The organism is Leptolyngbya sp. BC1307 (assembly GCF_002286735.1).
Classification (GTDB): Bacteria; Cyanobacteriota; Cyanobacteriia; order Phormidesmidales; family Phormidesmidaceae; genus Phormidesmis.
This window is the reverse complement of record NZ_NRTA01000040.1, coordinates 1-26,294: the sequence shown is the minus strand read 5'-3', so window position 1 is coordinate 26,294 and position 26,294 is coordinate 1. Positions and strand designations below refer to the sequence as shown.

Genomic DNA, 26,294 nt, shown 5'->3' with positions numbered 1-26,294 from the left:
AGTGTGTAATACAGAGCAGTTTCACGCAAAACACCAAGTACCCAAAGAGCTTTAGGAGCGCCTCCAAAAAGCCAGTCTAAAGCCTTGCCCAACCGCCCCATCTACACCTGCTGAAATCTATGCCCTTCAAACCTTTTTACCGATTCAAGATAGCGACTCTCGGTAGTCTCTTTCTCATCAGCGGCATCGCCACACCTGCCGTCAGAGCACAGTCTTCACCACTTGCTCAGGGCCTGCCCACTATTCTGACTCAGCCCGCCCCTCCGGCCCCTACCCCTACTGCCCCAGTCCCCGAATCGGCTTATACCTTAGGCGCAGGCGACATCGTCAACGTCGTTATCTTCAGAGTCCCTCAATACAGCGGCGAAAGCCAGGTCTTAGTCGATGGCGCGCTAAATCTTCCGCTAGTCGGCAAAGTCAACGTCAACGGACTCAACCTGGATGAAGCCTCCGCCGCCATCTCTCGTCAGTACGGCCAATACCTTCGCCGCCCGATCATCACCTTGAGCCTGCTAAATCGCCGCCCCCTGCAAATCGGTATCGCTGGCGAAGTCAGCCGCCCCGGCTCATACACCATTGATCAAAACGAAACCCAGTCTTCCCGCCTCAGCCAGCTAATCGCAACCGCTGGCGGCATCACTCAATCTGCCGACCTTGCCCAGGTGCAGGTTCGCAGGCCCCGAGCAGACGGTAGCCAGCAGCTAGTCACCGTCAACCTATGGGATCTCATTCGCAACGGCAATCTCAGCCAAGACGTTACATTGAGAGACGGCGATTCAGTTTTTGTCCCTACCGCTTTAGTACCCATTGAGAGTGCCGCCCTTTTAGCAGATGCTAGCTTCGCAACAGATGTCAATCAGGCTATCAACATTGCCATCATCGGCGAAGTCTATCGTCCTGGCCCTTATACGCTTCAGGGTGGGGTTGCCCGTACTGGTGACGCTGGCACGCCGGGTGCTGCAGGCTCTTCTAATACGCCTACCACCGTTACCAAAGCCCTTCAAGTAGCAGGTGGCATCAAACCTCAGGCCGACATCAGAAAGGTTCAGGTAGTTCGCCCCACCCGAGCGGGTACCCCGCAAGTCTTTGAAGTTGACCTTTGGGAACTGCTGAAAGCAGGTAATTTGCAGCAAGACGCCATCTTACAAGAAGGCGATACTGTCTTTGTTCCAGTGGCCACTGCGCTCACCCCCGCAGAAGTCAGTGAGCTAGCCTCTGCTAGCTTCTCGCCTGACTCTATCCGGGTCAACGTTGTGGGTGAAGTTGAACAGGGAGGCGTCATTGAGCTACCGCCAAATACGCCGCTTAGCCAAGCAATTTTAGCAGCCGGTGGCTTTAACAACCGAGCCCGCAGAGGCTCTGCCGAACTCGTCCGCCTTAATGAGGACGGCACCGTTAGCCGCTCCACGATAGACGTAGATTTTGCCCAAGGCATCGACGAAGAAAACAACCCGCTTATTAGAAACAACGATGTCATTATCGTTAACCGCAGTGGTCTGGCCAGCGTTACCGATGCCCTAGGGACAATTACCAGCCCACTAGGGGGCCTATTCTCCATCTTTCGCTTCTTCGACATTTTCAGATAAGTGGCTATCCCCGGAATAATATGAAAACTGACGAAATTTTGCAGCTACCAAAGATCAATCAGCCCGTTGTCGCTCCTGAAGAGCCAGAAGAAACTTTAGATTTAGGGCGACTGCTGCGCAGCCTGATCCGGAACTGGTGGATCATTGTAGGGATCACAGTTGCGACTACGGCAGCGGCAGGATTAAAGGTGTTGAATGACACTCCTGAGTATGTGGGTAAGTTTGAATTTTTAGTGCAGCCAGGCAGCGCCGAAACGGAAGTTATCTCTAATATCCCCGAAACTTTTAGCAATGACGAACGACCAACCCGGTCAGCAGTCACCGTCGACGAAGATTTACTAAGGATATTAAAAAGCCCGACAGTCCTCATGCCTGTAATCGAACAGGTCCAGTCGAGCTATCCGAGCCTTTGCGAGGTTCCCGAAGAGATAGCTGTTAGCACCTCGACCAGCGCAACTGATTTTTGCTACCAAAGCATTAGCAGTCAGCTATCTGTAGATGCGCTAGAAGATGCACTCGATGAGAACTCAACTATTGTTCAAGCCGTATTCCAAAACCCCGATCCGCAAGCAGTTCAGTTTGTTCTAGATAAGCTTTCTCAAGCCTATCTAGACTACAGTTTAGAAACAAAACAAGCTGACATTCGTCGTGGCTTAGAGTTTGTTGAGCAAAAGCTACCGGATCTGGGCAAAAGGGTCAACACTCTCCAAACCAGGCTGCAAGATCTGCGGCTGCAAAACGACATTATTGACCCCGTTTCTCGGGCCACTCAGCTCGCTGAACAAATCGGCTCATTTTCACAAGAGCAGTTAGAGCTTGAAGTTCAACTTAAGCAGACTCGATCGGTTGCTGACGATTTAAAGCAGCAACTTGTACAGTCTAGAGGCCAGGCAGCTTCTTCAGCCCTGACTCAAAACCCCCGATATCAGACATTGCTCAACTCGCTATTAGAACTCGACGCCCAGATTGCAGAAGACTCAACGCTCTATCTAGATACCGCTCCTGATATGGAAGTATTAGAAGAACAGAGAAGAAATCTGTTGGCACTACTAGCCAGCGAAGGCGAGCAGTCTCAACGAGAAGTCATTAATCAGATTGGAGAGCTAGAAGCCCGAGAGCAAGCGCTGCAGCAGACATTGCAGGGCCTGAGCACTGACGTCGGTCAGCTGACGGGTGTAGCACGAAATTACGACGAAATTCAGCGTGAGCTGCAGATTTCAACTGAAAACTTAAATCAGTTTATTGCAAAACGAGAGGCTTTAGAAATTGACGCAGCTCAGCGAGAAATTCCCTGGCAGTTAGTCACACCGCCCACACCGCCCCAAGCTGTCACTACAGATTTGCTCAGATATTTGCTTTTAGGCGGCACCCTAGGGCTACTGTTAGGGGTCGGAGTGGCGCTACTTGTCGATGAGTCTTCAGGCGTCATTCACTCAGAAGATGATCTCAAACGGTCTACTCGGTTACCGGTACTGGGGTCAATTCCTGCCTACAGCGTTTCTCAAGAATTATCTCTGGAGAGAAGCGCTGTTGCCGCCAGGCAGTATGTTGGGGCCAATATTCGCGCTGATCGCAACGGATTCGGCAGCAATGCGGAGCTAGGTGAAAATCCCCTGAGCAGCGGCTATGCTAATGACCCCTTCGCCGAGTCTTTTCGCTCGCTCTTCACCAATCTGCGCCTGCTCAACTCGCCAAATCTCACTCGCTCCATTGCAGTCAGCTCGGTGATGCCCGGCGAAGGTAAATCGACTGTAGCGCTGCACCTGGCTGAAGCCGCTGCCGCAATGGGGCAAAGGGTGTTACTGATTGACGCTGACCTGCGCAATCCTCAGATTCATAACTATTTGGAGCTGTCTAATGAAAAGGGGCTGACCAATCTGTTTTCGGGCGAATCTAACCCGGCGCTGATTCAAAAGTTTTTGCCAGAGCCCAATCTGTACGTGATTGCGGCGGGCTCTGCGCCCTTTGAACCCGCTCGTTTGTTCTCTTCTCGCAGCATGAAGCGCTTTACCGAAAAAGTCAGGGCTAAGTTTGACCTGGTGATTTACGATACGCCGCCTTTACTCGGGCAATCCGACGCCTACCTGGTGGCGAGCAACACCGACGGCCTGCTGCTAGTGACTCAGCCTGGCAAGCTCAAACAGCAGCTGCTAGACCGGGCGATGGAGCAGCTGCGGATCGCTGATATTAATGTTCTGGGGATGGTGACCAGAGAAGGCTAGGAGATATAGCGGTTCCCGGATGCATTCGGGGACTGCGAGTCACTTTGCTCTGACAGAGAGCATACTGTTTCGGCTCAAAGCGATATCACAGCGCCTATTCCGTAGACGCTGTGATGATGTCAGCAGGTTTCCCTTCGCAACCTAAGCTTCGCCTGTAATTGATAGCTCGCTCACCCAAACGCGCGGGCAGACGCCGCCAGGGGTAATTTCAGCCTCAGGTTCAATATGCAAAATGCTGTTGAGCACTTGGCGAAAGTCTCCAGCGACAGTCGCTGATTCTACGCTGATCCGCTGACCGTTTTTGAGCAGCCAACCGTCAAAGGGAAGCGAAAAAGAACCCTGCAAAGCGTTAACGCCCGCATGAAGTGCCTGCAGCTCATCGACTAAGACGACACCATCGACGCTGTCTAGCTGATAAGCCTGATCAGCTGAGTCTCCAGCTGAGACCTCTAGATAGTTGAGCCCAATACTCACTTTGGCCCCAATGCTAGCGTGGCCTGTCGGCTCGGCGTTCATCCGTTTGGCTGTGCCAGCGCTGTGCAAAAAGTTCTTCAAAACGCCGTTTTCAATCAGCGGTAGGCGGCGAGTGGGGGTACCTTCACCATCAAAAGTTTCAGCCGCAATATTTTCGGGGTGCAGCTCGTCGTCGTACACAGAGAGCAGCGGACTGGCTACCTGAGTGCCGAGCGATTCGGCAGTGGAGAGACTGCGATTATCCAACACGCTCTGAGCATTGTACATATTAGAAAAAGCGCTGAGCAGACCGAGGAAAGCCTCCGCTGAAAACACAACCGGGTACTTACCCGACGCGATCTTTTCATAGCCCAGATGGCTAATGGTCTTTTCAGCGGTTTCTTTTGTGCAGCCGTTTACATCTAACTCGGCCAGACTGTTTTTGACGCGCATGGCTCCGGCAGCTCGGGGCTTACGACCCGCTTGCTCGGTTTTGCCGTAGAGATAAATCGAGGCATAAGAGCGCTCTTCACTGCGCTGGGCTCCCTCGCTATTGAGATAAAATCGCTCAATTTCGCGCTGGGCGATGCCGTTGTAGGGAACAGAGGCGATCGCTTCATGTGCCTCCAAGACTTCTTTTTCTGCCCCTACTAGCGTTTTAATCAGATCGGGCACGGGCGCAGGATCTGCTTTCTCAAAATCCACCTTCACGGTAGGTGCTGTGGCCTGGGGGCTGAAGTCAGGCGCGTTTTCTCTAACGCCAAAGGCACTCGCTTCATAGGCGGTTTTCAGCGCCATTTCTAGCCCCGTTTCGCCCACGTCGGTAGTGGAAGTGACGCCAATCTGGTTTTCTTCATTCCATACCCGCACAATCACGCTGGAACGGTTAGAAGCTTTGACCTGCTTGGGCTCGCCCTTGTCTACTTGGACGCTGGTTTCATCGACAGAAGATCCGTAGATGTCGTACTTGGCAATGCTGAGCTTTTGAGCGATCGCCTCAGCCTGTTTTGCAATGGTTTGAATATTAGACATAAAAATTGAAGCGAGGATTATTTGCTAGCGAATTGGAATTACCGGCCACCGACAGTGATGTCATCTACCCGAATATGCGGCTGACCCACCGTCACATAAATACTGCCGCTCACCGACCCGCAAAACCCCGGTGCCAGGCTGATGTCGTTGGAGCACATCGAAATCTTGTTCATAATGCCAGTCGCTTCGCCAATTAGCGTTGCTCCTTTCAATGGCTTGGTAATTTTGCCATTTTCAATCAGGTAGGCTTCATCCACGGCAAAGTTAAACTGTCCGGTTGGCCCGACGCTGCCGCCGCCCATTTTCTTGCAGTAAATCCCTTTATCGACCGAAGCAAACAGCTCTTCAACGGTGTGATTGCCCGGCGCAATGTAGGTATTGCGCATCCGTGACGCAGCAGCGTGAGTATAGCTCTGACGGCGACCGCTGCCCGTACGCGGATGTCCCGTGCGCATTTCGCCCGCCCGGTCAGAAATAAAGTTCTTCAAAATGCCGTTTTCAATCAGCAAAGTCCGCTGCACCGGCATGCCTTCATCGTCCATATCAATGGTGCCAAAGGCTTCAGAAGAAAGTCCTTCATCCCAGGCGGTAAGGCTTTCGTGCGCGACTTTTTGCCCTTTTTTATGCATAAAGGGCGTAGTTTCTCGCTCAATTTGCGTGGTCTCCAGCAGATGACCACAGGCTTCATGAAAAATCACCCCGCCGAAGTGGTTTGCCATGATAATCGGATAGTTGCCCGACTCCACGTAGTCGGCGTACAGCATTTTACCGGCAGACTCGGCTACTTTCTCAGCCGTTTGCTCATAGTCCCAGGCGGTCAAAAAGCTGGGGTCGCCCGTATTGCCCAAGCGCTCGCCAATCGAAGAGCGGTGCTCACCGTCGGCGCACAGCAGATTGTAGCCAACCGACTGAGTCAGGCGAATATCGCGGGCAAAGGTGCCATCGCTGGAAGCAACCAGCACTTCCTGCCAATCGCGGAAGTAGGCCGCACGGCGAGCCTGCACATGGGTTGCTTTTTTAGCGAGCGCCGCGTTGGCTTCGAGCAATACTTCTCCCATGGTTTGCATGGAGGTGCAGCTCGCCAGCCAGTTTTCCTTGGCGCGGGTGGTGCCGTAGTCGCGCAGGGGCTCCAGGTTGAGTTCTGGAACGTGGGCATGAGGGCCAGGCAGCTCCAGCCCCATAATGGCCAAGCCTTTTTCCAGCGCTGCTTTCAGGCCGTTAAAGGTGAGGTCATTGGTGCTGACGTAGCAGTCAGAGTTGCCCTTGAAGACGCGCACGCCTGCGCCAGAAACTAGCCTGGGTGAGAGGCTGGTAATCGCATCGTCTTCGGCCAGGCAGCTAATGTAATTGTTGCGCTCCAGGAAGAATTCGACAAAGTCTGCGCCGACCGCGCGGCCTAATCCCAGTAATGTAGAGAGCGGCGCTTCCCAGGTCTGATCGAAGCGATCCGGGGTGGACTGGTAAGTCAGCGAGGGAATCTGTTCTAGGCGCAAGGGCTGGTCAAAAATGGCAGCTGTCATACCGGCGGCAGTTCCTTATCAATATTTCCCATTAGCTTAGCAAATGCGCTGGATCATAGGGCGCTGCCGGTCTGTTCGGTCTTTACGAGTTTTGCGGAGACAATTGCTCCTGACCGTAGCGTTCTGTCTCAGGACTGCAGACTCAGGGCTACAGACAAAACCGACGGAGATATACCTATACTGAGTACAAAGTTCCTTTGCGCAATATGCAAATCACCCTCGATCTTCCTGAAGACCTGCTCGATAAGATTTCTGGACTAGAAGATCAGCTTCCTCAAGTGTTAGCTTTGGGCGTCGATGAGCTAACTTCTCGGCCCCGAGAGGGGTTTAATGGTTTTGCGGAGGTGCTGGAGTTTTTGGCCAATTTGCCAACGCCAGCAGAAGTTTTGGCGCTGCGACCTTCGTCGAGTTTGCAAGCTCAAATTGATCAGCTCTCAGAAAAATATAAGGCTGAGACGCTAACAGCCCAAGACGTTTTGCTCTGGAAGCAGTACGAATACTTGGAACATGTGGTTCGGATGGCGAAAGCAAAAGCATATCTGAAGCAGCAGGAACAGGATCGCGCAGTATGAGTAAAACTTACGTGCCTGCACAACTGCGGCGCGTGGTGGTAGAGCGAGCCTATGACTGTTGCGAATACTGCTTGCAGCCGGGGGCATTTGCTTTTAGATCCCACGAGATCGACCGTTCGGTTGCTTCAGATTAACCGGCGCGATCGCTTACAAGAGCGCATGCTGTGGCTAGCTTCAGGGCTCATGATTGATCAAAGCTAAAAGAATACAGACGCGGGCATCCTTATTTTATTAGCTGAACCCAGAAGGTTCTGTTAATACATCGGGTCGCCTGATTTCACAGCGCTACCATCTTTTCTCAATTCTGATGCATCGTTCCTCGTTCATCCTCCATCGTTCCATGAAACCCTTCTCCCAAAAGCTCCGGCCAATACTTCTCACCTGCCTTTCGCTCGGCGTGGGCTATCTGACTATCAGCGTCACCACTGCCCTACTTTACGGTGTCTGGCTGAGCGGCGAGGGACATGCTTTGACTTCGCAATTTTTAGCGTTTGCTGCCATCAGCGGGCTGGGCTTTTCTACCCTCAGCGGCTACCTCGTGGCGCTCGTCGCTCAGCGGGCTCCTATCGCTCATGCGGCTGGATTTGCCCTCATGCTGACCTTGCTCTGGGGCATCTCTACCTTTTTGGTGGGGGCGGCAGAGCCGATATTTGTATCGCTGTTGAATATTGCGATCGCCCTCACCGGTGTCATGACAGGCGGCTTAATGCGTCTGCTGCAGGTGAATGCTCAAAATAAGGCCGTTCTAGATCCAGCTACCGAAGATAGTTAAGCAGGATTCAACATTGTTTTAGTCAGCACCTACGGTTGCCTGTGCAGAGATGCTGATTTAAGGCTATTTGTTTCATGGTGTCGATGGGTTTTGAGCTTGCCAGTCTGCCCGCGAGCGTTTGTAAAGGTAGTGCTCTAATGACTCGCCAGGGTAAATAAAGGTGGAGGGGGCGCGGTGCATGCCGAGCTTTTGCACGACGGCCTGCGATCGCACATTATCCACCGTCGTAAACGCAACTATCTCATCTAGCGCTAGCGTTCCAAACCCCAGCGATAGAGCAGCGCTTGCAGCTTCAGTTGCATAGCCGCGCCCCCAATACGAGCTGTCCAACCGCCACCCCGTTTCAACACAGGGATTAAAAGGGAGATCTACCGAGGGAATGTTGAGGCCGACAAAGCCGATAAAGGGATGCTTATGCTTAACCTCTACCGCCCACCAGCCCCAGCCTCGCTGAGTAATTGACCGCTGAATCCTATCGACCATAGCGTCGCTTTCCGAACGCGACAGCGGACGCGGGAAAAACTCCATCACCCGCTCGTCTGCGTTGAGATTCGCAAACGGAGCCTTATCCGCCTCAGTCCACTGACGCAGATATAAACGCTCTGTTTCCAACTCGTAGATTTTCGTCACGACTGACCGCTCCGAACTATAGCGAGGGTGCGATAATCTGCTCAGCCCCCGGCATCGTCATTACCTTAGAGAGCGGCGCAGCATCAGGAACATTAGGCAGTGTTGTTTCAATCTGAGCTGCCACCTGTACCGTCTTCGCGCTGTAAGTTTGAATAGCTACTTTGGGGTACAGGCCAATGCCAATAATGGGCACCAGGAAACAAAGGGCCACAAACGCTTCACGCGGCAAAATACTCCAAGATTCATCTTGAGGCGGCTTGACTTCGCCGATCTCGCCATAGAAAACCTGACGCAGCATCGACAGCAAATAGATCGGCGTCAGTACGACGCCCACCGCCGCTAGCAGGATGATGCCGGCTTTAAAGAAAGTATTATAGGCATTGCTGGTGGCCATGCCCAAAAACACCGTGATTTCAGCAATGAAGCCGCTCATCCCAGGCAATGCCAGGGACGCCATCGCGCCAGCAGTAAACAGTGCGAACGTTACCGGCATTGCTTTGGCCATACCGCCCATTTTTCCCATAGAGAGCGTGTGCGTACGCTCGTAAGCCACGCCAGACAAGAAAAATAGCACTGCCGCCACTAGCCCGTGAGAGATCATCTGCAGCATGGCTCCGCTCATACCGAGCGAATTAAATGCCGCTAAGCCCAGCAGGACAAACCCCATGTGACCGACTGAAGAATAAGCCAGCCGCCGTTTAAGATTGTCCTGAGCAAAGGCCGTCAGCGACGCATACACGATATTGATGACGCCTAGAACGGCTAAAACAGGGGCAAAGTACAGGTGTGCATCCGGTAAAATCTCGATATTCATGCGGATGAGACCGTAACCTGCCATTTTTAGCAGCACACCGGCCAATATCATCGAAACAGGTGCCGGGGCTTCGCTATGGGCATCGGGCAACCAGGTATGAAGCGGGAAAATGGGCAGCTTAGCGCCGAAGGCAATCAGCAGCCCTAAGTAGCAAATAAGCTGAAAGGGCAGCGAATACTCCTTAGTAGCTAGCTCACTGAAGTTAAAGCTGACGCCCGTGCCATAGAAAGCCAGCGCCAGCGCCACCACCAAAATAAATACAGAACATGTAGCCGTATAGATAATGAACTTAGTCGCTGCATAAAGCCGCCTTTCTCCGCCCCAAATAGAGATCAGCAGATACACCGGCACCAGCTCTATCTCCCACATGATGAAAAATAGCATCATGTCCTGAGCCAAAAACACGCCGAGCTGGGCGCTAAAAATCAGCAGCAGCATACAGTAATACAGACGCGGCTTTAGCTTGATATTCCAGGAGGCGATGACGGCTAGCGTAGTCACTAGCCCGCTGAGCATCACCAGCGGAAAAGAAAGGCCATCAACGCCCAGTGACCAGCTCAGGCCAAACTGAGGAATCCAGGAAAACTCATCAACGAGCTGTAGCCCAGGCGACCCCATTTCGTACTGGGTGGCAAAGGTATAGATAATTAGGCCAAATTCGGCCAGGCTCGCTCCCAGTGCGTACCGGCGGATGGTTTTACCATCTTGATCTGGCAGCAAGGGAATAGGTATTGCTGCCAAAAGCGGGAAGATCACTAGGAACGTCAGCCATGGAAATTGTTCACCGATCATTACAATTCACGCAATTCCGATAGCGACAGGGACGCAGTCATTCTGAAAGAGGCAATCATTCCAAAAGAAGTAGAGAGCAGCCCCTGTTTTAAATGCGTCCATTGGGCAGTATACAAAACTTAATGAACCATTGACAGAGGCAGGTGGTTCGATTCTCAAATGATTCATATCAATTTGGTTAAAGAGTTAATTTGCTAAACGGAAGTATTGCCAGGTCAAACGGGTGAGCCGATGGGTTCGGCGATCGCCCCCCGCGTATCCAGCCTCAAGCAGTGAGCATGCGCAGCAAAGCTCTGAGATGCCCAAGCCGCTGCCATGGCAGCACGGACGGTATCGGCAGCATCGGGCGCGCTCAGTGCTAGTAACGTTGGCCCAGCGCCGCTGATCACTAAACCCCAAGCCCCTGCTTGTAGTGCCGCGCGGTGGACATTGTCGTAGCCGGGAATCAGCTTTTTGCGGTAGGGCTGATGAATGCGATCGCTCATCCCCCCCGCGATCCAATCGCCATTGCCCGTCGCTAGCCCCCGCAGCAGCAGCCCCAAATGAGCCGTATTGAAGATGGCATCTGCCCGGCTGTACCTGGTCGGTAGCACCCGCCGCGCATCCGCTGTCGATAGCTCAAACTCAGGGATAATCACGATCGGGACGACTGATTCATGCCAGGCCAGATCGCAGAGCTGCAAACGGCCTTGGGTCACCACCGCTAGCTGAGCGCCCCCTAGCAGTGCCGGAACCACATTATCCGGATGCCCTTCCAATTCATTGGCTAGCGCTGCCAGCGCCGTCGAGTCTAGCGGTGACCCAGCCAGCGCATTCGCGCCCATAATGCCCCCGACAATTGCCGTAGATGAGCTACCTAACCCGCGTGAAAGCGGCACGCCTAGCACAATTTTTATATGGATAGGCGGCGGACTTTGACCGATGCGCTCGTAGCACTTTAAATATGCCCGGTACACGAGGTTACTTGGCCCAGCATTCACTCGCTTCGCCTCAGTGCCTTCCACCGTAATTTGAAACGGCGCGCTGTCTGAGAGCGGCGTAAAAGGGGTGAAATGAAAGCGGTTATACAGGCTGAGTGCGGCCCCTAGACAGTCAAACCCGGGGCCGATATTAGCGGTGGTCGCAGGCACAGTGACAGTGACGGAAGAAGGCACGTAAGCGAGAACCTTTAGATCAAGTAATGCCTAAGGTACCGCATGATGGAGCGATATTTGAGAAACTGCACCGCCAGTTGTCAGCTCACGAACGCAAAGCATCCTTGCTAAGCCGTGATGACTAGAAATCGCTGCGATCGCTCAAAGCCGTCTTCAGCCGATCTAGAACTTCCGGTAGGGCGATCGCCCCCAAATCTCCAGACTGCTGCCGGGTGCGAATGCTCAGCGTATTGCCCTCCACCTCTTTCGCCCCAATCACTGCCATCACCGGGATCTTAGATTTTTCGGCGTTGCGGATCATCTTGCCTAAGCGTTCGCCGCTCGTATCTACCGTCACTCTGACGCCCAGCAACTGCATCTGAGCCGCCGCCTCATTCGCATAGTCCCACTGGTCGGCGGTCACAGGCAGCAGCCGCACCTGCTCAGGCGCAAGCCACAGCGGAAAATCACCCGCATACTGCTCGATCAAAATGCCGATCAACCTTTCTAAAGAGCCAAAAGGAGCCCGGTGAATCATTACAGGCCGCTGACGGCTCCCATCTTCGGCAACGTACTCCAAGTCAAACCGCTCTGGCAGGGTGTAGTCCACCTGTACCGTCCCTAGCTGCCATTCGCGATCTAGCGCATCGCGCACAATGAAATCTAGCTTGGGGCCATAAAAAGCTGCCTCGCCAATCCCTTCAAAGTGATCCATCCCCATCGTCTCTACGGCCTGACGAATGGCGCTTTGAGATTTTTCCCAGGCTTCGTCTGAGCCGATGTACTTGTCAGAATCAGGATCGCGAAAGCTCAGTCGCGCCCGGAAAGATTTATCCAGTTGCAAAGCTCGCAGCGTCGTCTGAATGAGGTCTACCACCTTGAGAAATTCTTCATTCAGCTGGTCGGGCGTGATAAAGAGGTGAGCGTCGTCTTGCGTAAATCCGCGCACCCGCGTCAGCCCGCTGAGTTCACCTGACTGCTCGTAGCGGTAGACCGTGCCAAATTCGGCATAGCGCAGCGGCAACTCCTTATAAGACCGCAGCTGACTCTTATAAATTTGGACATGGAAGGGGCAGTTCATCGCCTTGAGCACAAAGCCCTCCTCCTCAGTCTTGCCCATCATCGGGAAGAGGTCTTCTTTGTACTTTTGCCAGTGCCCCGACAGCTTAAATAGCTCTACCCGACCAATGTGCGGCGTCACGACTGGCAAGTAGCCCCGCTTTACCTGCTCACTTTTAAGAAAATCTTCTAAAGTAGAGCGCAGCAGCGTACCCTTAGGCGTCCACATCGGTAGCCCCGGGCCGACATCGTCTGAAAAGACAAACAGCCCTAGCTCTTTGCCCAGCTTGCGGTGGTCGCGCCGTTTGGCTTCTTCTTTACGACGCTTGTACTCTTTTAGTTCCTCAGGCGTTTCCCAAGCGGTGCCATAGATGCGCTGCAGCTGCGCCCGATTTTCATCACCGCGCCAGTATGCACCTGCTACACTTTCCAGATCAAACGCTTTAGGGTTAAGGTCTTTGGTCGTCTCAATGTGCGGCCCGGCGCACAGATCCCACCACTGGTCGCCCAGGTGATAGAGCGTAATTGGCTCTTGCAGCCCTTCTAAAATTTCTAGCTTGTAAGGTTCGCCCAGTTCCTCAATTCGCTGCTTGGCTTCTTCCCGGCTGACCTCCTCGCGGATCACCGGCAGTCCTTTTTTGATGATCTTGATCATCTCCTTTTTGATCGCCTTCAGATCTTTTTCGGTGAAGGGCTCCGGATTGTCAAAATCGTAGTAAAAACCGTACTCAATCGATGGGCCAATCGTCACCTGCGTCTTTGGGAACAGGCGCTGCACTGCCATCGCCATGACGTGAGAGAAGGTGTGGCGAATACGCTCTAATTTTTCAGATTCGTCGGTGCGAAGTAATTTGATCTCAGGGGCTTCATCGGGAGCATTGGCCTGAGCGAAATCTGGGGAAGCAACCATAAGAAAACTGCTAAATAGAACTGAGCCCCTGATCAAAGGGCACTCGAAAGGCATCTAAACGGGCAAGCCACAGGCCAGACGGACGGGCTGTGAGGTAATTAGTGTAGCGCGAAGCTCCCGGTTATAGATGCCGCCCGTAAGGCAATCGGTGTAGAGGCAAGCCAGAGCCGGACAGCCGCGATCGCCTCAGGCAAAGATACCAGTATTTTGGCGGAGCCCTCGCCTGATTAACGACAGATAACTGCAAAAATGCCGCAGCAGCTGATCCTTCTGCTAGACTAACCAGTAAGGGATCGTTAGAAGTCTGTAAAAACGGCATCTCTTGATAAACGCCTCATCTATTGATATCGGCTCTGGTCGAATCTTTCTGAAGATAGACCTCTCTTTTCAACAAAAAGATTATTCTTACGAAAGATTAACGGCATAGAGCTGTGATACGCTTTATTCGCTATATATTGATAGCGCCGGTTTGGAAGCTTCATCAACCGGTTGGCTGTAGCCAAAAAAAGAAGCGCGTAGCCAGGTGTATCTAAGCATTTAGCCTTTAAAATCGGTGCTGTGCCCTTGAGCTAGATTCTCAGGTTAGCCATGCCTCAGGTCAGTAATGTTTAGTCGCTAACAGTTGCCTATCTGCACTAGTATTTCCGTTTTCCTCAATCATTGACCGGGTCTAGTGCCAGGTCTTCACAAGTAAACATCATTCTGAAAGTATTCACACAGTCGAATTCATGACACAAATAACTGCTCCTGCACCGTTGTCCCCATCGGTAGCAGCCCATCCTATGGCAAAATTTCAGCGCAAAGTGCGATCGCTGGTTGATACCAAAGCCATCCAGCCCACTGACAGTCTCTGGAAGATTGCCTTTATCTTCGGCGACAAGTGGCCCCACTGGAAATCCGAACTGGAGTCGTTTGACTTCACCATGCAAGACTCTATTGGCGATTTGCTCGCGGTAGACTGCTGGGAAGAAGAAGACGAAGTGAGCGCCTAGCACCTTGGCTAGCCTACGGTTTGCCCTTGTGGATGAGCTGGCTCAAGTCGTTAGGGTCGATGTCGTAGGCCGCGCCAAACCCGACTACGAAGCGTCCTGACTGAGGGCTCAGCTGAAAAATCCGAAAATCAGCCAGACCTTTCATCACTTCAATAATGTTGCCAAAGCGAGACTCAAACTGCTCAGCAATGGTCTGCCAGCGATCGCTCTGCCGCTCTAACAAGGTCGCTTCGCAGCTGTAGCTCAATCGCTTGCGAGCAAACATCTGTGGGGTTTGCGCTTCGTCTTGGATAAATAAAGCGCTCGCTCTACCGGTCGCCGTCAGGTTTTGGGTGTGGGCAGAGAGACCACTGACAAAAATGTAGATATTGCGCTCTTCATCGACTACGCAGGGCGCATAGCTCGCTTGAGGCTCCCCTTGGGCGCTGACCGTTCCTAAAATAACGCTCTTAAACTGCTTAGGGAAAGACTGATATAGCTCGGCTAGCTGGTCTTGAGGCAACTCTTGCATAAATACTCTTGAATAAATTAAAGATCAACAGAAGTATACAAACAGAGAAGCTGCTGCGAACCGATACAGCCCACGGGGCGCGAGCAGCAGGTCTTAAGTGCTGCTAGGTGAAAGTAATCTACGCTGTCTCTATTTAATAGAACCGGGGGACTAATAGAACCGGGAGACAGATCACCCGATAGACAGTTCACGTCTCAGCTAAATGCCTGTTACTGTACAGTATAGCCATCTTAATATTTCTATACAAACCCGCTTCAAGGGTCTCGCTCCGGCTTGCTGCGCAGTTCTTAACTCAGGTTCTCTTGATCTATGTCCGTTCGCTCTTTGTCTGCTGCTTTAATCAGAGAATCTTTTGTCTCTATTTCTATAGCGATCGCTATTGTTTTGCTGTGGGTGCTGACTGCATACGGTAGCCTGTTCGTGCTGCCAGAGGCTAGAGAACTACCCATCGTGATAACCATCGCTATCATTGCCGGGCGCTCTTTTTTACACACGGGGCTGTTTATTTTGGCCCACGACGCGATGCACGGAACGCTGATGCCTGCCTATCCTAAGGTTAATGACTGGGCCGGGCGGTTTATTTTAGGCGTGTACAGCATGCTCTCTTATGACCGGCTATCGGCCTGTCACCAGCAGCATCATCGCACCCCAGCGCAAGCCACTGATCCCGACTACTATCCGGGCAACTTTATCACCTGGTATTTTCAGTTTATGTGGGGCTATCTGCAAAACGGGCAGGGCGCAATCATCTTTTGGGGCATGTCTTTTCTGTTCTACCCGCTGATCTTTTGGTTTCATGTGCCATTGCTTAACGCGGCTTTGTTTTGGCTATTACCGCAGGCGCTTAGCTCATGGCAGCTCTTTTACTTTGGTACCTATCGCCCTCACCGGCGACCTGCCAATGGCTACACTAACGCCCACCGGGCTAATAGCAGCCATGCCTCACCCTTTTTGTCATTTTTGAGCTGCTACCATTTCGACTATCATTGGGAGCATCATCAGTATCCTCATTTGCCGTGGTACAAGCTGCCTTCTATGCACAACCAGTAGCGTACCGTTAATAGGCATGCTGCCATAAATTCAGCCATAAAACTTTAAAGGGATTTCTACCGTGTCTTTATTTTCTTTTTCCGGTACGCCACCGACCGACTTAGGCATTACCAGCGGTCAGCTCAAAAGCTGCCCTGACAAGCCGAACTGCGTCTGCTCTCAAGCGCCTGCCGACGACACAGAACATGCGATCGCTTCCTTCAGCTACAGCGGACCGACCAAAGCTGCCATTGAGCGCCTTAAGCAAATCATTGAAGGTATGGAGCGCTCTAAGATCAATCAGGTCAGCGATGACTATCTTTACGCTGAGTTTTCTAGCAAGCTGATGGGCTTTGTAGACGATGTCGAATTCTATGCGACTCCCGGAGAATCAGTCATTCATACTCGTTCGGCAGCGCGACTGGGTAAATCTGACCTGGGTGCAAACCGCAAACGAACCGAAGAAATTCGCCGTCAGTTCGTCGCCGCTCAGTAAAGCAGGCGGATAAATGCAGGTGGCTAAAAGTGGTTAGATAAAGATCAGCAAATCTCTACGTAGACTTCGCAAACTTGGCCCTAAAGGCATTCACAGTGAGGGGGCATACCCCATATAGTGAAAAGGGTGAATTGCGCGTTAGAAATTTTCGTATTTTGATGGTTAATCCTGTCTCCGCAGAGTTTCCGCTTCAGCCTGACCCTTCCTCTCATTCTCCCGATCATCAGGCGCTAGGCAGTCCATTTAATCAAAGCGATCGCCAAGAATTTGTGCTGGCAGCGATCGATATTGGCACAAACTCTATTCATATGGTGATTGCCACCGTTGACCCGGCCTTGCCGTCGTTTAACGTGATTGGCAAAGAAAAAGACACGGTGCGCCTGGGCGACTTTTGTGAAGACACTGGCAACCTGACAGAAGCCGCGATGGCCCGAGGCATTTCTTCTCTGAAGCGCTGTCTGAAGGTAGCCCACCGGTTTAACGCAGACGATGTAGTGGCTGTGGCGACCAGCGCGGTGCGCGAAGCGGGCAATGGCCAGATATTTATAGACCGGGTCAAGGCGGAGGTTGGCCTGTCCATTAATCTGATTTCTGGCACGGAAGAAGCCAGGCGAATTTACCTAGGCGTCATCTCCGGCATGGAGCTGAGGAGTCGGCCCCATGCGCTGATCGACATTGGCGGCGGCTCTACGGAGATCATGTTGGGTAACGGTGGGCCGCCAGACTTTTTGAGCAGCAACAAGGTGGGGGCAGTGCGGCTTACAGCTAAGTTTGTCTCAACCGATCCGCTCAGTAGAAAAGAGTATGAGTACCTGCGGGCTTACGTACGCGGTGTTCTAGAGCCAACGGTTGATAAGCTCAGAGAGAAGTTCCAAAAGAAGTTTGGTCAAGGGGATGCGGCTGCGCAAACGCTTCGTCTGATTGGCACTTCAGGCACTATCGAGTGCCTGGCTGTATTGGCGGCTGTCGATAGGCTGGGCATAGAGCCTAACCCACTCAATGGCTGCTGTCTCACCTACGACGAGCTGAGTCACTGGGTCAATCGCCTGCGTAAGCTCAGCTATGAAGATCGGCTGAATTTGCCGGGGATGTCTGACCGACGGGCGGAGATTATTGTCGCCGGGGCAATTATTTTGCAGGTGGCGATGGAGCTGCTCGCGGTTGATCAGCTGAAGATTTGTGAGCGATCGCTGCGTGAAGGCGTCGTAGTTGACTGGATGCTAACGCACGGCCTGATTGAAGACCGGATGGAATTTCAGGCTTCGGTGCGCAACCGGTCTGTGATTAAAATGGCCAATAAATATAAAGCAGACGGCGATCGCGTTGCCAATTTCGCGACTGCCCTGTTTGACCAAACGCAAGGCGTACTGCACAATTGGGAGCCCGCAGAGCGAGAGTACCTGTGGGCGGCGGCGATGCTGCACAACAGCGGCCATTACATCAGTCACTCAGCTCATCACAAACATTCTTACTATCTCATTCGCAACGGCAGTTTGTTGGGCTTTACTGAAACCGAAGTGGAGATTATTGCTAATATTGCTCGCTATCACCGCAAGAGTCAGCCCAAGCGTCGTCACGAAAATTACAGCAATCTACCAAGCAAACAAGAGCGCAAGATGGTCGATCAGCTCAGCGCTATTTTACGGTTAGCAGTGGCGCTAGATCGGGGGCGGAGTAGGGCGATCGCCAGCCTCAGCGCCCACTACGACGAAGACAACAAAACTCTCTCAATTCAACTCACCCCTGTTCGACCAGACAACAACTGCGAGTTAGAACTGTGGAATATCGACTATAAAAAAGCTTGGTTTGAGGAGGTTTTCGGCCTTGAGGTCAAAGCTCAGCTAGCTGCTCAGGGGATTATCCCGTAAATTATCGGCGTTGCTGAATTCAAAGCTTCTCAACTGCTCGATTGCTCGTTCCAGTAGTTCTGTCATAGAGTGTTTGGTAAGCACGACATCAAAGGCTCTGTTACGCCGCGTCAATTGGACAGCTATAACAAGCTCGATTAGGATGGTAGGTATTCTCTGCCTATTGATATGAATTGGAATGCCGCAGCCTATCAAAACCGGCACAGCTACGTTTGGCAGCATGGCGAAAGCTTACTAGAGCTGCTCAAGCCTCAGGCGGGAGAGCGCATTTTAGATTTGGGCTGTGGGCCGGGGCAGCTAACTGAGCAGATTGCGGCGAGTGGGGCAGCGGTGATCGGGTTGGATAGCGACCCGGCCATGATCGCTCAAGCCCAAACCAACTACCCTGATATCACCTTTCAAGTCGGCGATGCGGCTAACTTTCAGCTATCGGAACCCGTAGACGCCGTATTTTCTAACGCAGCGCTGCACTGGGTGACTCAGGCAGAACCGGCTGCTCACTGTATCGCCGCAGCTCTCAAGCTTGGCGGACGGTTCATTGTCGAATTTGGTGGGAAAGGCAACGTGCAAACGATTCTGAAGGCATTATCAGAAGTCAGCAGGCGATCGCTTAACCCCTGGTATTTTCCTAGCCTGAGTGAATATGCCACTCTGCTCGAAAGTGCCGGACTAGAAGTTGTTTATGCCCATCTGTTTGATCGACCGATGCCGCTCGGAGAAGCCGGGCTAGCCGGATGGTTAGAGATGTTTGGTCAGCGCTTTTTTACCGACCTGTCTGCTGAAGCGTGGGCAGAGACAGTAAGAGCGGTCGAAGCTGCTGCGCCTCAGCTCTATCAAGAAAAAGAATGGATAGCAGACTATCGGCGGCTGAGAGTGATAGCAATGAAGCCAGATGAAGAATTACTGTAAAGGCCCAGCTACCGCTGATAATAATGGATGTTAGCTGACTCAAACTGGCTCTTCATCTGTAGGGCAGGCTCAACCCATGGATTCTTCACTGCTGACGTTTCAAATGACGGTGCTGGGACTGCTGCTGGTGGCTTGCTTGAGCGCGATCGCGCTCCATCGCCTTCACTTTCCCTACACCATCGGTTTGGTTATCGTCGGCCTGATCTTGGGTTTCACTAGCGAAAGTATTCCAGGGGTAGCAGCCCTGACTGGTCTTAACCTTTCTCACGAAGCGATTTTATTTCTGTTTTTACCGCCACTGATATTCGAATCAGCCCTGACGCTGAATTCCAGGCTGCTGCTGCGCAATATTACGCCGGTGCTGCTGCTGGCAACTGTGGGGCTGTTGAGCGCCACTGCTATTGCCAGCCTCCTGATGGTGTGGCTGACGCCCTTGGGCTGGCGCGAGGCGCTGCTATTTGGGGCGCTGATTTCTGCAACTGATCCGGTGGCTGTGATTGCCTTGTTCAAGAGCTTAGGCGTGCCGGAGCAGTTGGTGGTGCTGGTAGAAGGAGAGAGTCTGTTTAATGACGCGACTGCGATTGTCACCTTCAACTTGATTGTGGCGGCGGCCTCGATGGAGACCGACAATCTGCCCATTGCCGCGCTCACCTCATTTTCTAGCTCATTGTTTGGCGGCATCCTCATCGGCGCAACGCTTGCCTGGGCTACTAGCTACTTGCTGATTGCCGCCCGTCGCAATCCTTTTATTCAGGGCACCCTTTCAGCGATTCTGGCCTTTGGCACTTTTATTCTGGCCGAGCACTATTTGCAGATATCAGGTGTGATTGCAGTGATGAGCGCGGGCATGGTTACTAGCTGGATGGTGTCGGTGCGCCTCAGACCCCAGTCGCGGCAGTTTTTGCATGAGCTGTGGGAATATCTCTCTTTCGTCACCAATAGCCTGATCTTTTTGCTGGTGGGACTGGCTACCGCTCAGGTGCTGCAAGAAGTCACAGAAATTAAGCCTTTGATGGCGGCTTTGGGCGTGGCGATCGCGGCCATTTTCCTCGCCCGCGCCGTCGTTGTCTTCACGCTGATTCCGCTGATTAACCGCATTCACACCGCTCCTCCGATTGAGTTGAGAGAGCAGGCCATTCTGGTGTGGGGCGGTCTGCGGGGGGCAGTGGGCCTGGCCCTTGCGCTCAGCCTGGAAAATGAGGTTGATGATGGCCGTTTTTTAGTGGCGCTTACGCTCGGTGTGGCCCTGTTTACGCTGCTGGTGCCGGGAACGACGATGGCGGCTTTGCTGAAGCGTCTGGGCTTTGACAAGTCTTCAGTGATCGACCGTTTGGAGACCGCAGAGGCTTTGCTGAGTGCCGGTGATAGGGCTCTAGACGCGCTCTCAGACCTGAGCTTGGAAGGCAAGCAATACCAGATGGAAATAGACCAGGTCACCGCTCAAATTGAGCAGGCGCGCAGCGAAGCCGAGGCCCAGCTAGAAAGCATTTGGGACGATATGAAGACCGACCCGGAGCAGCGCCAGCAAGCGCTATGGCGGCAAGCACTGACGGTTGAAAAGCAGGCGTACCGGCAAATGCACGATAGCGGCATCCTCTCGGCGACCGCTTTTATGCGGGTGAGCCTGGGTATCAGCGCCCGACAGAGCGAGGTTGCAGCGGGCCATTTGCCGCCGATGGCACTGAGCGATCGCATACTAACCACCCGGATTGAGGCGAGTGTCAGGCGGTGGGCTAAGCGGTGGCTGCCGAAAAAAAGGTGGCGCGATCGCGTTGGCATGGAGCAGTTTTCAATTTTGTATGAATGTGACCTGGCGATCGCTCAGGTCAGCCATCGGGTAATCAAACGACTGCAAGCGCTGCCTGAAGACTGCCGCACCCATCGAACCTTCCACGACTGTATGGACTACTACCACTCAGGGCAGCAGAACGCTCAGGCGCGAATTGTCCGCAGTAGCCAGCAGCAGCCGGCGGCGGCCCATCGGTTTGAGCGCCATATTGCCGAGCGAGTGGCCTATTCGGGGCGGGAAGCAGCGATCGCAGCTCTATTGGAGAATGGTGTTATTTCTACGGGCGTCGCCGAAACAGTCTGTCGAAAATTTGAGGGAGCTGACGCCTGAGCCACCGTGCGAGCCTGCTGCGCTGCCTAACTCTCGATCTTTTACTACAATCAGACAGGCAATCACCTAATTCAACTAAAATCTTACCGAATGCTCTATCGTCGCTTTGGTCGCACCGAACTGCAAATGCCTGTGTTCTCCTGCGGGGGAATGCGCTATCAGCACTCGTGGCAAGATCTGTCGCCTGCTGACATTCCTCAAAAAAATCAGGAAAATTTAGAGGCGACCATTCACCGGGCCATTGAGCTAGGGATTAACCACATCGAAACGGCTAGGGGCTACGGCACCTCAGAAATTCAGCTCGGTAAGGTGCTGCCGCAGTTTGAGCGCAGCGAGCTGATTATTCAAACCAAAGTCTCTCCCAAACCGAACCCTCAAGACTTTTTAGAAACGGTTGAAACTTCGCTCGACAATCTCCAGTTAGACTATATCGATCTGCTGGGCTTTCACGGCATTAACAATGCTGACACGCTAGCGTACAGTGTGCGCCCTGGGGGCTGCGTCGATGTCGCTAAAAAGCTTCAGGCGCAGGGCAAAGTACGCCATATCGGGTTTTCGACGCATGGCCCGACGCAGATCATTGTCGATGCCATAGAGACCAACCTGTTCGACTATGTAAACGTCCACTGGTATTACATCTTTCAAGACAATTGGCGAGCCATCGAAGCGGCTACCCAGCGCGATATGGGCGTCTTCATCATCAGCCCATCAGACAAAGGTGGTCACCTGTACAGTCCGCCGCAGCGTCTGGTTGAGCTATGTGCGCCGCTGAGCCCGATGGTCTTTAACGATCTCTTTTGCCTGAGCCAGCCGCAGGTGCATACGCTCAGCCTCGGTGCCGCTGAGCCTTCAGACTTTGATGAGCACCTGAAGGCGCTGCCGCTGCTTGACCGGGTGGATGAGATTTTGCCGCCAATTTTGGACAAACTGGAAGAGCGGGCGATCGCCACCCTCGGCGAAAGCTGGTACCGCACCTGGCAAAAAGGACTGCCCGACATTCAATCGACCCCAGGAAATATCAACATTGCCATAGCCCTCTGGCTCGGCAACCTCATAGAAGCCTTCGACATGACCGAATACGCTCAGGCTCGCTACAATCTGCTGGGCAGCGGCGGCCACTGGTTCCCCGGCTACAAAGCCGACAAAGTAACCGACCTGGATCTGAGCGAAAGCTTGCGTCACAGCCCCCATGCCAGCACCATCCCCCAGCGCTTAGCCAAAATTCATGAGAAGCTAGGCGGCAACGATGTCAAACGCCTCTCCCAACAATAATCCTCCCTTTCCCCATCCCCTTTCCTCCTTACCCCATGGTCGCCCACGCCGCAAAATTCCAAGGCCAATCCGCCCTCCTATCCACCGAGCTACTCACCTACTACCGCCAGGTCAGTCAGTCAGCGCTAACCATAGTCGATACCGAAACCACCGGCTCGCTCGGTCACAATGCGCGGGTGATTGAAGTATCTGTGATCAAGGCGAGTCTGGCCGATGGATTGCAGCATCAGGAGACCTACCTGATTAATCCCAAGGTGAAAATTCCTGAATTTATCACCAAAATCACCGGCATCACGCCAGAGATGGTTTACCCGTCGCCGCCGCCTGAGGAGATCTGGCCCAAGTGCCTGCCGCTGCTACAAGAAGGCACTTTTACCGCTCACAACATAGATTTTGACTATGCTTTTTTGCGCACTGAATACAAGCGCTTAGGCATTCGCTTTTATAAGCCGCCGCTGCAAAAGTTTTGCACGGTGCTGCTCTCTCGCCTGCTGCTGGCCGATTTACCCTCGCGCAGCCTGCCCAACCTGGTCAAGCATTTTAAGTTTGACGTAGACACTTCACACCGAGCCGAGGCCGATACCAAAGCCTGCTGGCTGCTGGCCAAAATTTTGCTCACTCAGATTCAGCAGGAAGACGACGAGACTTTAATCAAGCGCTTTGGTCAGCAGTGGATTCGGCTGCAAGACGCTGCGAAGATTTTGAACTGCCGTAAAGAAGAGGCTCAGCAAAAGCTGGATGCCGCTCAGGTGGAAAGCCGCCTGTCCTCTCGACAAAAGGTGCCGATGTACCGCCGCTGGGGAGTGGAGACGTTTTACTATGAGCAGCAGGGGCAGCAGATGTCGCTACTACTGTAGCGCGATCGCTTCACTGCTTCCTAACCTCAAGAAGCCTCCCTCAAGAGAGATGAATCCTCTGCATACAAGGTCTAATCTTAGGAAACATGTTGCTATGGTGATGAACAATGCCTGAGACAGACAAAGCAAAATATTCATGGAAAGGCAGTTGGGATGCGGGTAAGGCGCTGATGATTTTAGCAGGCGTACTGACAGTTGTTCTATTTGCTTCGGGGTTTGTGTACTAGCGCTGCCATTTGGCAGACTGGGTTTATGGCAAAAAGGCGATCGCTCCTACTCATGAAGTGATCGCCTTTTTACTGATATACAGCTATTCAGTGAGTTAGACTACTGCGAACTTGACAACGACATCATTGAAGTCGCGATCGCCTAATCCTGCCATATCTTCAAAGCCAAATGTGTTGTTACCAAGCATTTTGGCGTGGTCGTTGCCGTCTGAGTTGGCACCCATATGACCAAAGTACACTTCGTTAGCTGCCGGGTTAGCCCCATCGACAATTAGAAATGTGCTGAGGAAGCCGCCGCCCGCTACGTTAGCCGAAAAGCTGCTGACCTGACCGTTTTGGCCGGTAAGCCGCACGTCTAGCTGTCTGGCCAAAGCTGCCTCTTTGTAACCGGCTTGGCCTGGGTTGATGAGATTGCCTGTGATGTCTTTAATGCCGCCGCTAGCATCATCCGTGCGATAGAGCCCTACTGTGTTGTTAAACGCGGCCTCACGGTAGACCATAAATTCAATGCTGAGCGGATCGGTGATATCGGTGAGGTCAATCGTTGCGGCATCGTCGCGGAGCAGGTTTGTCGTTGAGGTTTGGCTGGTAAGGGCTGCTAGCAGCCGGGTGCCGTCGCCAAAGTCGAGTTCTACCTGACCATCCTGACCGAGCTTGGCAGTTGCAGTTTGGGTGACGCCATTTTGCACCAGCTCAAACTGAAGGAACTTACCCTCGGCAATATCGCTACTGTTCAGGGTAAAGTCTGGGGCATAGGCAGCGGGTAGCTGACCGCCTTTGAGCAGCGAGAAGCTGCCGATCTGAGTGCGGCTGTTGCCTAGCGCATCGGTGCTGAAGACGAGCAGGTCGCTGACGCTATTGATGCCGACTTGCTCTAGCTGTAGTTTGAGAGAGTTAGCCGTGCCTAGACTGGTCACCTCTAGCACTTTTGACTCGGCTCTAGGCGTTAGCTGACCGGATTTAGGCGATGGACCAGGACCAGGCGTATCATCATCAAGGGTAGTGACGGAGATCGTCTGAGGGCTTAAGCTATCGAAGGCATCATCGCTTTTATCCGCATCTACGCTGATGGTGAGTGTACTGATTTGGTCGCCATCGACTTCGGTATCGTCTACACCTGTGATGATGACCGATACGCCAGTGTTCCAGTTGGCGCTGTTGAGCATGACGCTGGTCGGCGCTGCGATGGCCTCGCCAGGATCGCTGCTGACAATGTTGAAGACGACATCAGAGAGCGGTTGGGTGTTTAGGGTGAGGATGAACTGTTCTGTCGTGCCAGATTCGCTGACGGTGGCGCTGTTGCGGCTGAGTGTGAAGCCGGGAGAGTCGTTGTCAGTGATAGTGAGCGTTGCTGTGGCTTGAGAGCCAATAGTCGCGTTGCTGATGTCGGCAACACTCAGAACGATGGTTTCGTTGCCTTCGGCTAAGCTGTCATCTGTGATCGGGATTTCGACTGTTTTAGATGTTTCGTTAGGATTGAAGACCACAGTCAGAGGGAAACTGTTGCTGTTGTAGTCAGTGCCGCCTGTAGCTGTGCCGCCAGTGATGCTGACCTGTACGATTGAGGTGCCGATAGTGTCCCCCGTGCGGATGAGCGTGACACTATTGCTGGTGCCTGCGCCTTCGCTGACGACGAATGTATCGGTAGAAAACTCAACAGTCGATAAAATAGGAGGAATATTGCTCAGTATGTATGTTTCATCAGTAGCAGGCTCTCCTGCTGGCAGAGCGTTGCCTGCCAAATCAGTAATGTCTTGCCCAATAGCGAGGTCGAGTCCCACTGTACCGTTGAGGTCGGCTAAGTCGCCTCCAGATAGAGTGATGTCATAAACTGAAAGGCTGATTGCGTTAACACTAATAGCAGCCGTCGTGGCAGCGGCTATAAAGTCTGTAGCATCGACGTTCTTCACAGATTCGTTGAAGGTAGCACGGAAAACTAAGCTATCAGCGTCGGTGGAGCTACTGAGAGGGCTTTGTCGGGTGATGCTGCTGAGGATAGGTGCTGTTACATCGCTGGTCAGAGCGATGGTTTTACCAAAAAGGTCTTCGGTATTTAGGTCAGTACCTGATGTGATTGTGTTAGGCGTAGGGTCAGTACCGCTGTCGGCAGCGGTGTTGCCTGAGAAAGTGACGTTGCTAAGGGCGACTGTAGGGAGACTGCTGGGCATTCCCTGCGGATTGCCGTTCACTGGCTCAGCGCTGGTAGACTTCATCGCGAAAATTGCGCCCCCGAGCCCTTTGCCAGGTTGATTACCCGTGCCGCCTGTAGCGGTGCTGTCAGTAAAGCTGCTATTAGAAACGGTTAGGGAGCCGCTGCGGATGAAGATACTTCCCCCCATGCCCGCACCGCCACCGCCAGCCCCACCGCTGCCGCCGCCGAAGCCGCCAGCCCCACCGCTGCCGCCGCCGAAGCCGCCAGCCCCACCGCTGCCGCCGCCTTCGCCGCCGCCGCCGAAGCCGCCGCCGCCGCCGCCGTAACCGCCGTAACCGCCGTAACCGCCGTAACCGCCGTAACCGCC

General features: G+C 53.1%; 21 protein-coding genes. 13 read left to right on the top strand and 8 right to left on the bottom strand.

Annotated features, from left to right (window positions below; genetic code table 11):
* The first annotated feature begins 119 nt into the window (after positions 1-119).
* Positions 120-1,586 (top strand): SLBB domain-containing protein, encoded by a 1,467-nt coding sequence (locus tag CKL79_RS17470; protein ID WP_121970858.1) that lies wholly within the window; start codon positions 120-122, stop codon positions 1,584-1,586.
* A gap of 20 nt (positions 1,587-1,606) precedes the next feature.
* Positions 1,607-3,808 (top strand): polysaccharide biosynthesis tyrosine autokinase, encoded by a 2,202-nt coding sequence (locus CKL79_RS17465; RefSeq protein WP_121970857.1) that lies wholly within the window; start codon positions 1,607-1,609, stop codon positions 3,806-3,808.
* A 141-nt stretch (positions 3,809-3,949) separates the two neighbouring features.
* Here CKL79_RS17465 and CKL79_RS17460 read toward each other — a convergent pair whose 3' ends face one another.
* Together CKL79_RS17460 and CKL79_RS17455 are read right to left on the bottom strand one after the other, a co-directional pair.
* Positions 3,950-5,293, bottom strand: coding sequence for a TldD/PmbA family protein (locus CKL79_RS17460; RefSeq protein ID WP_121970856.1), 1,344 nt, complete (start codon positions 5,291-5,293; stop codon positions 3,950-3,952).
* Positions 5,294-5,331: 38 nt separating this feature from the next.
* A complete protein-coding gene (locus CKL79_RS17455) occupies positions 5,332-6,813 on the bottom strand; it encodes a TldD/PmbA family protein (protein WP_121970855.1) in 1,482 nt (493 codons plus the stop codon).
* Between the two features lie 206 nt (positions 6,814-7,019).
* On the opposite strand from CKL79_RS17455, the gene CKL79_RS17450 reads away from it, so the two are divergent.
* The 3 genes from CKL79_RS17450 (at position 7,020) to CKL79_RS17440 (ending at position 8,157) form a co-directional block, all read left to right on the top strand.
* Positions 7,020-7,385: a hypothetical protein gene (locus CKL79_RS17450; RefSeq protein ID WP_121970854.1), complete on the top strand. Its 366-nt coding sequence runs from the start codon at positions 7,020-7,022 to the stop codon at positions 7,383-7,385.
* Entirely contained in the window at positions 7,382-7,519 is a 138-nt protein-coding gene (locus CKL79_RS23530) for a hypothetical protein (protein WP_205879136.1), read from the top strand. Before CKL79_RS17450 ends, CKL79_RS23530 begins: the two co-directional genes overlap by 4 nt.
* A gap of 206 nt (positions 7,520-7,725) precedes the next feature.
* On the top strand, positions 7,726-8,157 hold the full coding sequence (locus CKL79_RS17440; protein WP_121970853.1) for a hypothetical protein: 432 nt from the start codon (positions 7,726-7,728) through the stop codon (positions 8,155-8,157).
* 72 nt (positions 8,158-8,229) lie between these two features.
* Here the strand turns inward: CKL79_RS17440 and CKL79_RS17435 are convergent, their stop codons facing one another.
* The 4 genes from CKL79_RS17435 to thrS all read right to left on the bottom strand — a co-directional run bounded on the left by CKL79_RS17435 (position 8,230) and on the right by thrS (position 13,495).
* On the bottom strand, positions 8,230-8,787 hold the full coding sequence (locus tag CKL79_RS17435) for a GNAT family N-acetyltransferase (RefSeq protein ID WP_121970852.1): 558 nt from the start codon (positions 8,785-8,787) through the stop codon (positions 8,230-8,232).
* A gap of 16 nt (positions 8,788-8,803) precedes the next feature.
* Positions 8,804-10,393, bottom strand: coding sequence for an NAD(P)H-quinone oxidoreductase subunit 4 (locus tag CKL79_RS17430; RefSeq protein WP_121970851.1), 1,590 nt, complete (start codon positions 10,391-10,393; stop codon positions 8,804-8,806).
* Positions 10,394-10,608: 215 nt separating this feature from the next.
* Positions 10,609-11,547 carry a homoserine kinase gene (gene thrB, locus CKL79_RS17425; protein ID WP_121970850.1) on the bottom strand — a complete coding sequence of 313 codons (939 nt, stop codon included), beginning with the start codon at positions 11,545-11,547 and terminating at the stop codon, positions 10,609-10,611.
* A 121-nt stretch (positions 11,548-11,668) separates the two neighbouring features.
* A complete protein-coding gene (thrS, locus tag CKL79_RS17420) occupies positions 11,669-13,495 on the bottom strand; it encodes a threonine--tRNA ligase (RefSeq protein ID WP_121970849.1) in 1,827 nt (608 codons plus the stop codon).
* A 782-nt stretch (positions 13,496-14,277) separates the two neighbouring features.
* On the opposite strand from thrS, the gene CKL79_RS17415 reads away from it, so the two are divergent.
* Positions 14,278-14,487 carry a DUF4327 family protein gene (locus CKL79_RS17415; RefSeq protein WP_121970848.1) on the top strand — a complete coding sequence of 70 codons (210 nt, stop codon included), beginning with the start codon at positions 14,278-14,280 and terminating at the stop codon, positions 14,485-14,487.
* A gap of 13 nt (positions 14,488-14,500) precedes the next feature.
* Here the strand turns inward: CKL79_RS17415 and CKL79_RS17410 are convergent, their stop codons facing one another.
* Positions 14,501-14,998, bottom strand: coding sequence for a pyridoxamine 5'-phosphate oxidase family protein (locus CKL79_RS17410; protein ID WP_121970847.1), 498 nt, complete (start codon positions 14,996-14,998; stop codon positions 14,501-14,503).
* Positions 14,999-15,307: 309 nt separating this feature from the next.
* Here CKL79_RS17410 and CKL79_RS17405 point away from each other — a divergent pair, with 309 nt between their 5' ends.
* The 7 genes from CKL79_RS17405 (at position 15,308) to CKL79_RS17375 (ending at position 23,548) form a co-directional block, all read left to right on the top strand.
* Positions 15,308-16,048: a fatty acid desaturase gene (locus CKL79_RS17405; RefSeq protein ID WP_121970846.1), complete on the top strand. Its 741-nt coding sequence runs from the start codon at positions 15,308-15,310 to the stop codon at positions 16,046-16,048.
* Positions 16,049-16,109: 61 nt separating this feature from the next.
* Positions 16,110-16,523 (top strand): DUF1499 domain-containing protein, encoded by a 414-nt coding sequence (locus CKL79_RS17400; RefSeq protein WP_121970845.1) that lies wholly within the window; start codon positions 16,110-16,112, stop codon positions 16,521-16,523.
* Positions 16,524-16,681: 158 nt separating this feature from the next.
* Positions 16,682-18,391 carry a Ppx/GppA phosphatase family protein gene (locus tag CKL79_RS17395; protein WP_121970844.1) on the top strand — a complete coding sequence of 570 codons (1,710 nt, stop codon included), beginning with the start codon at positions 16,682-16,684 and terminating at the stop codon, positions 18,389-18,391.
* Between the two features lie 168 nt (positions 18,392-18,559).
* A complete protein-coding gene (locus tag CKL79_RS17390; protein WP_121970843.1) occupies positions 18,560-19,300 on the top strand; it encodes a methyltransferase domain-containing protein in 741 nt (246 codons plus the stop codon).
* A 76-nt stretch (positions 19,301-19,376) separates the two neighbouring features.
* Positions 19,377-21,419 (top strand): sodium:proton antiporter, encoded by a 2,043-nt coding sequence (locus CKL79_RS17385; RefSeq protein WP_121970842.1) that lies wholly within the window; start codon positions 19,377-19,379, stop codon positions 21,417-21,419.
* A gap of 90 nt (positions 21,420-21,509) precedes the next feature.
* Complete coding sequence (locus CKL79_RS17380) at positions 21,510-22,691, top strand: aldo/keto reductase (RefSeq protein WP_121970841.1); 1,182 nt, start codon at positions 21,510-21,512, stop codon at positions 22,689-22,691.
* Between the two features lie 35 nt (positions 22,692-22,726).
* Entirely contained in the window at positions 22,727-23,548 is an 822-nt protein-coding gene (locus CKL79_RS17375) for a 3'-5' exonuclease (protein WP_121970840.1), read from the top strand.
* Positions 23,549-23,870: 322 nt separating this feature from the next.
* Here the strand turns inward: CKL79_RS17375 and CKL79_RS17370 are convergent.
* Positions 23,871-26,294 (bottom strand): Calx-beta domain-containing protein (locus CKL79_RS17370; RefSeq protein WP_170944100.1); only part of this gene is annotated, 2,424 nt, incomplete at its 5' end.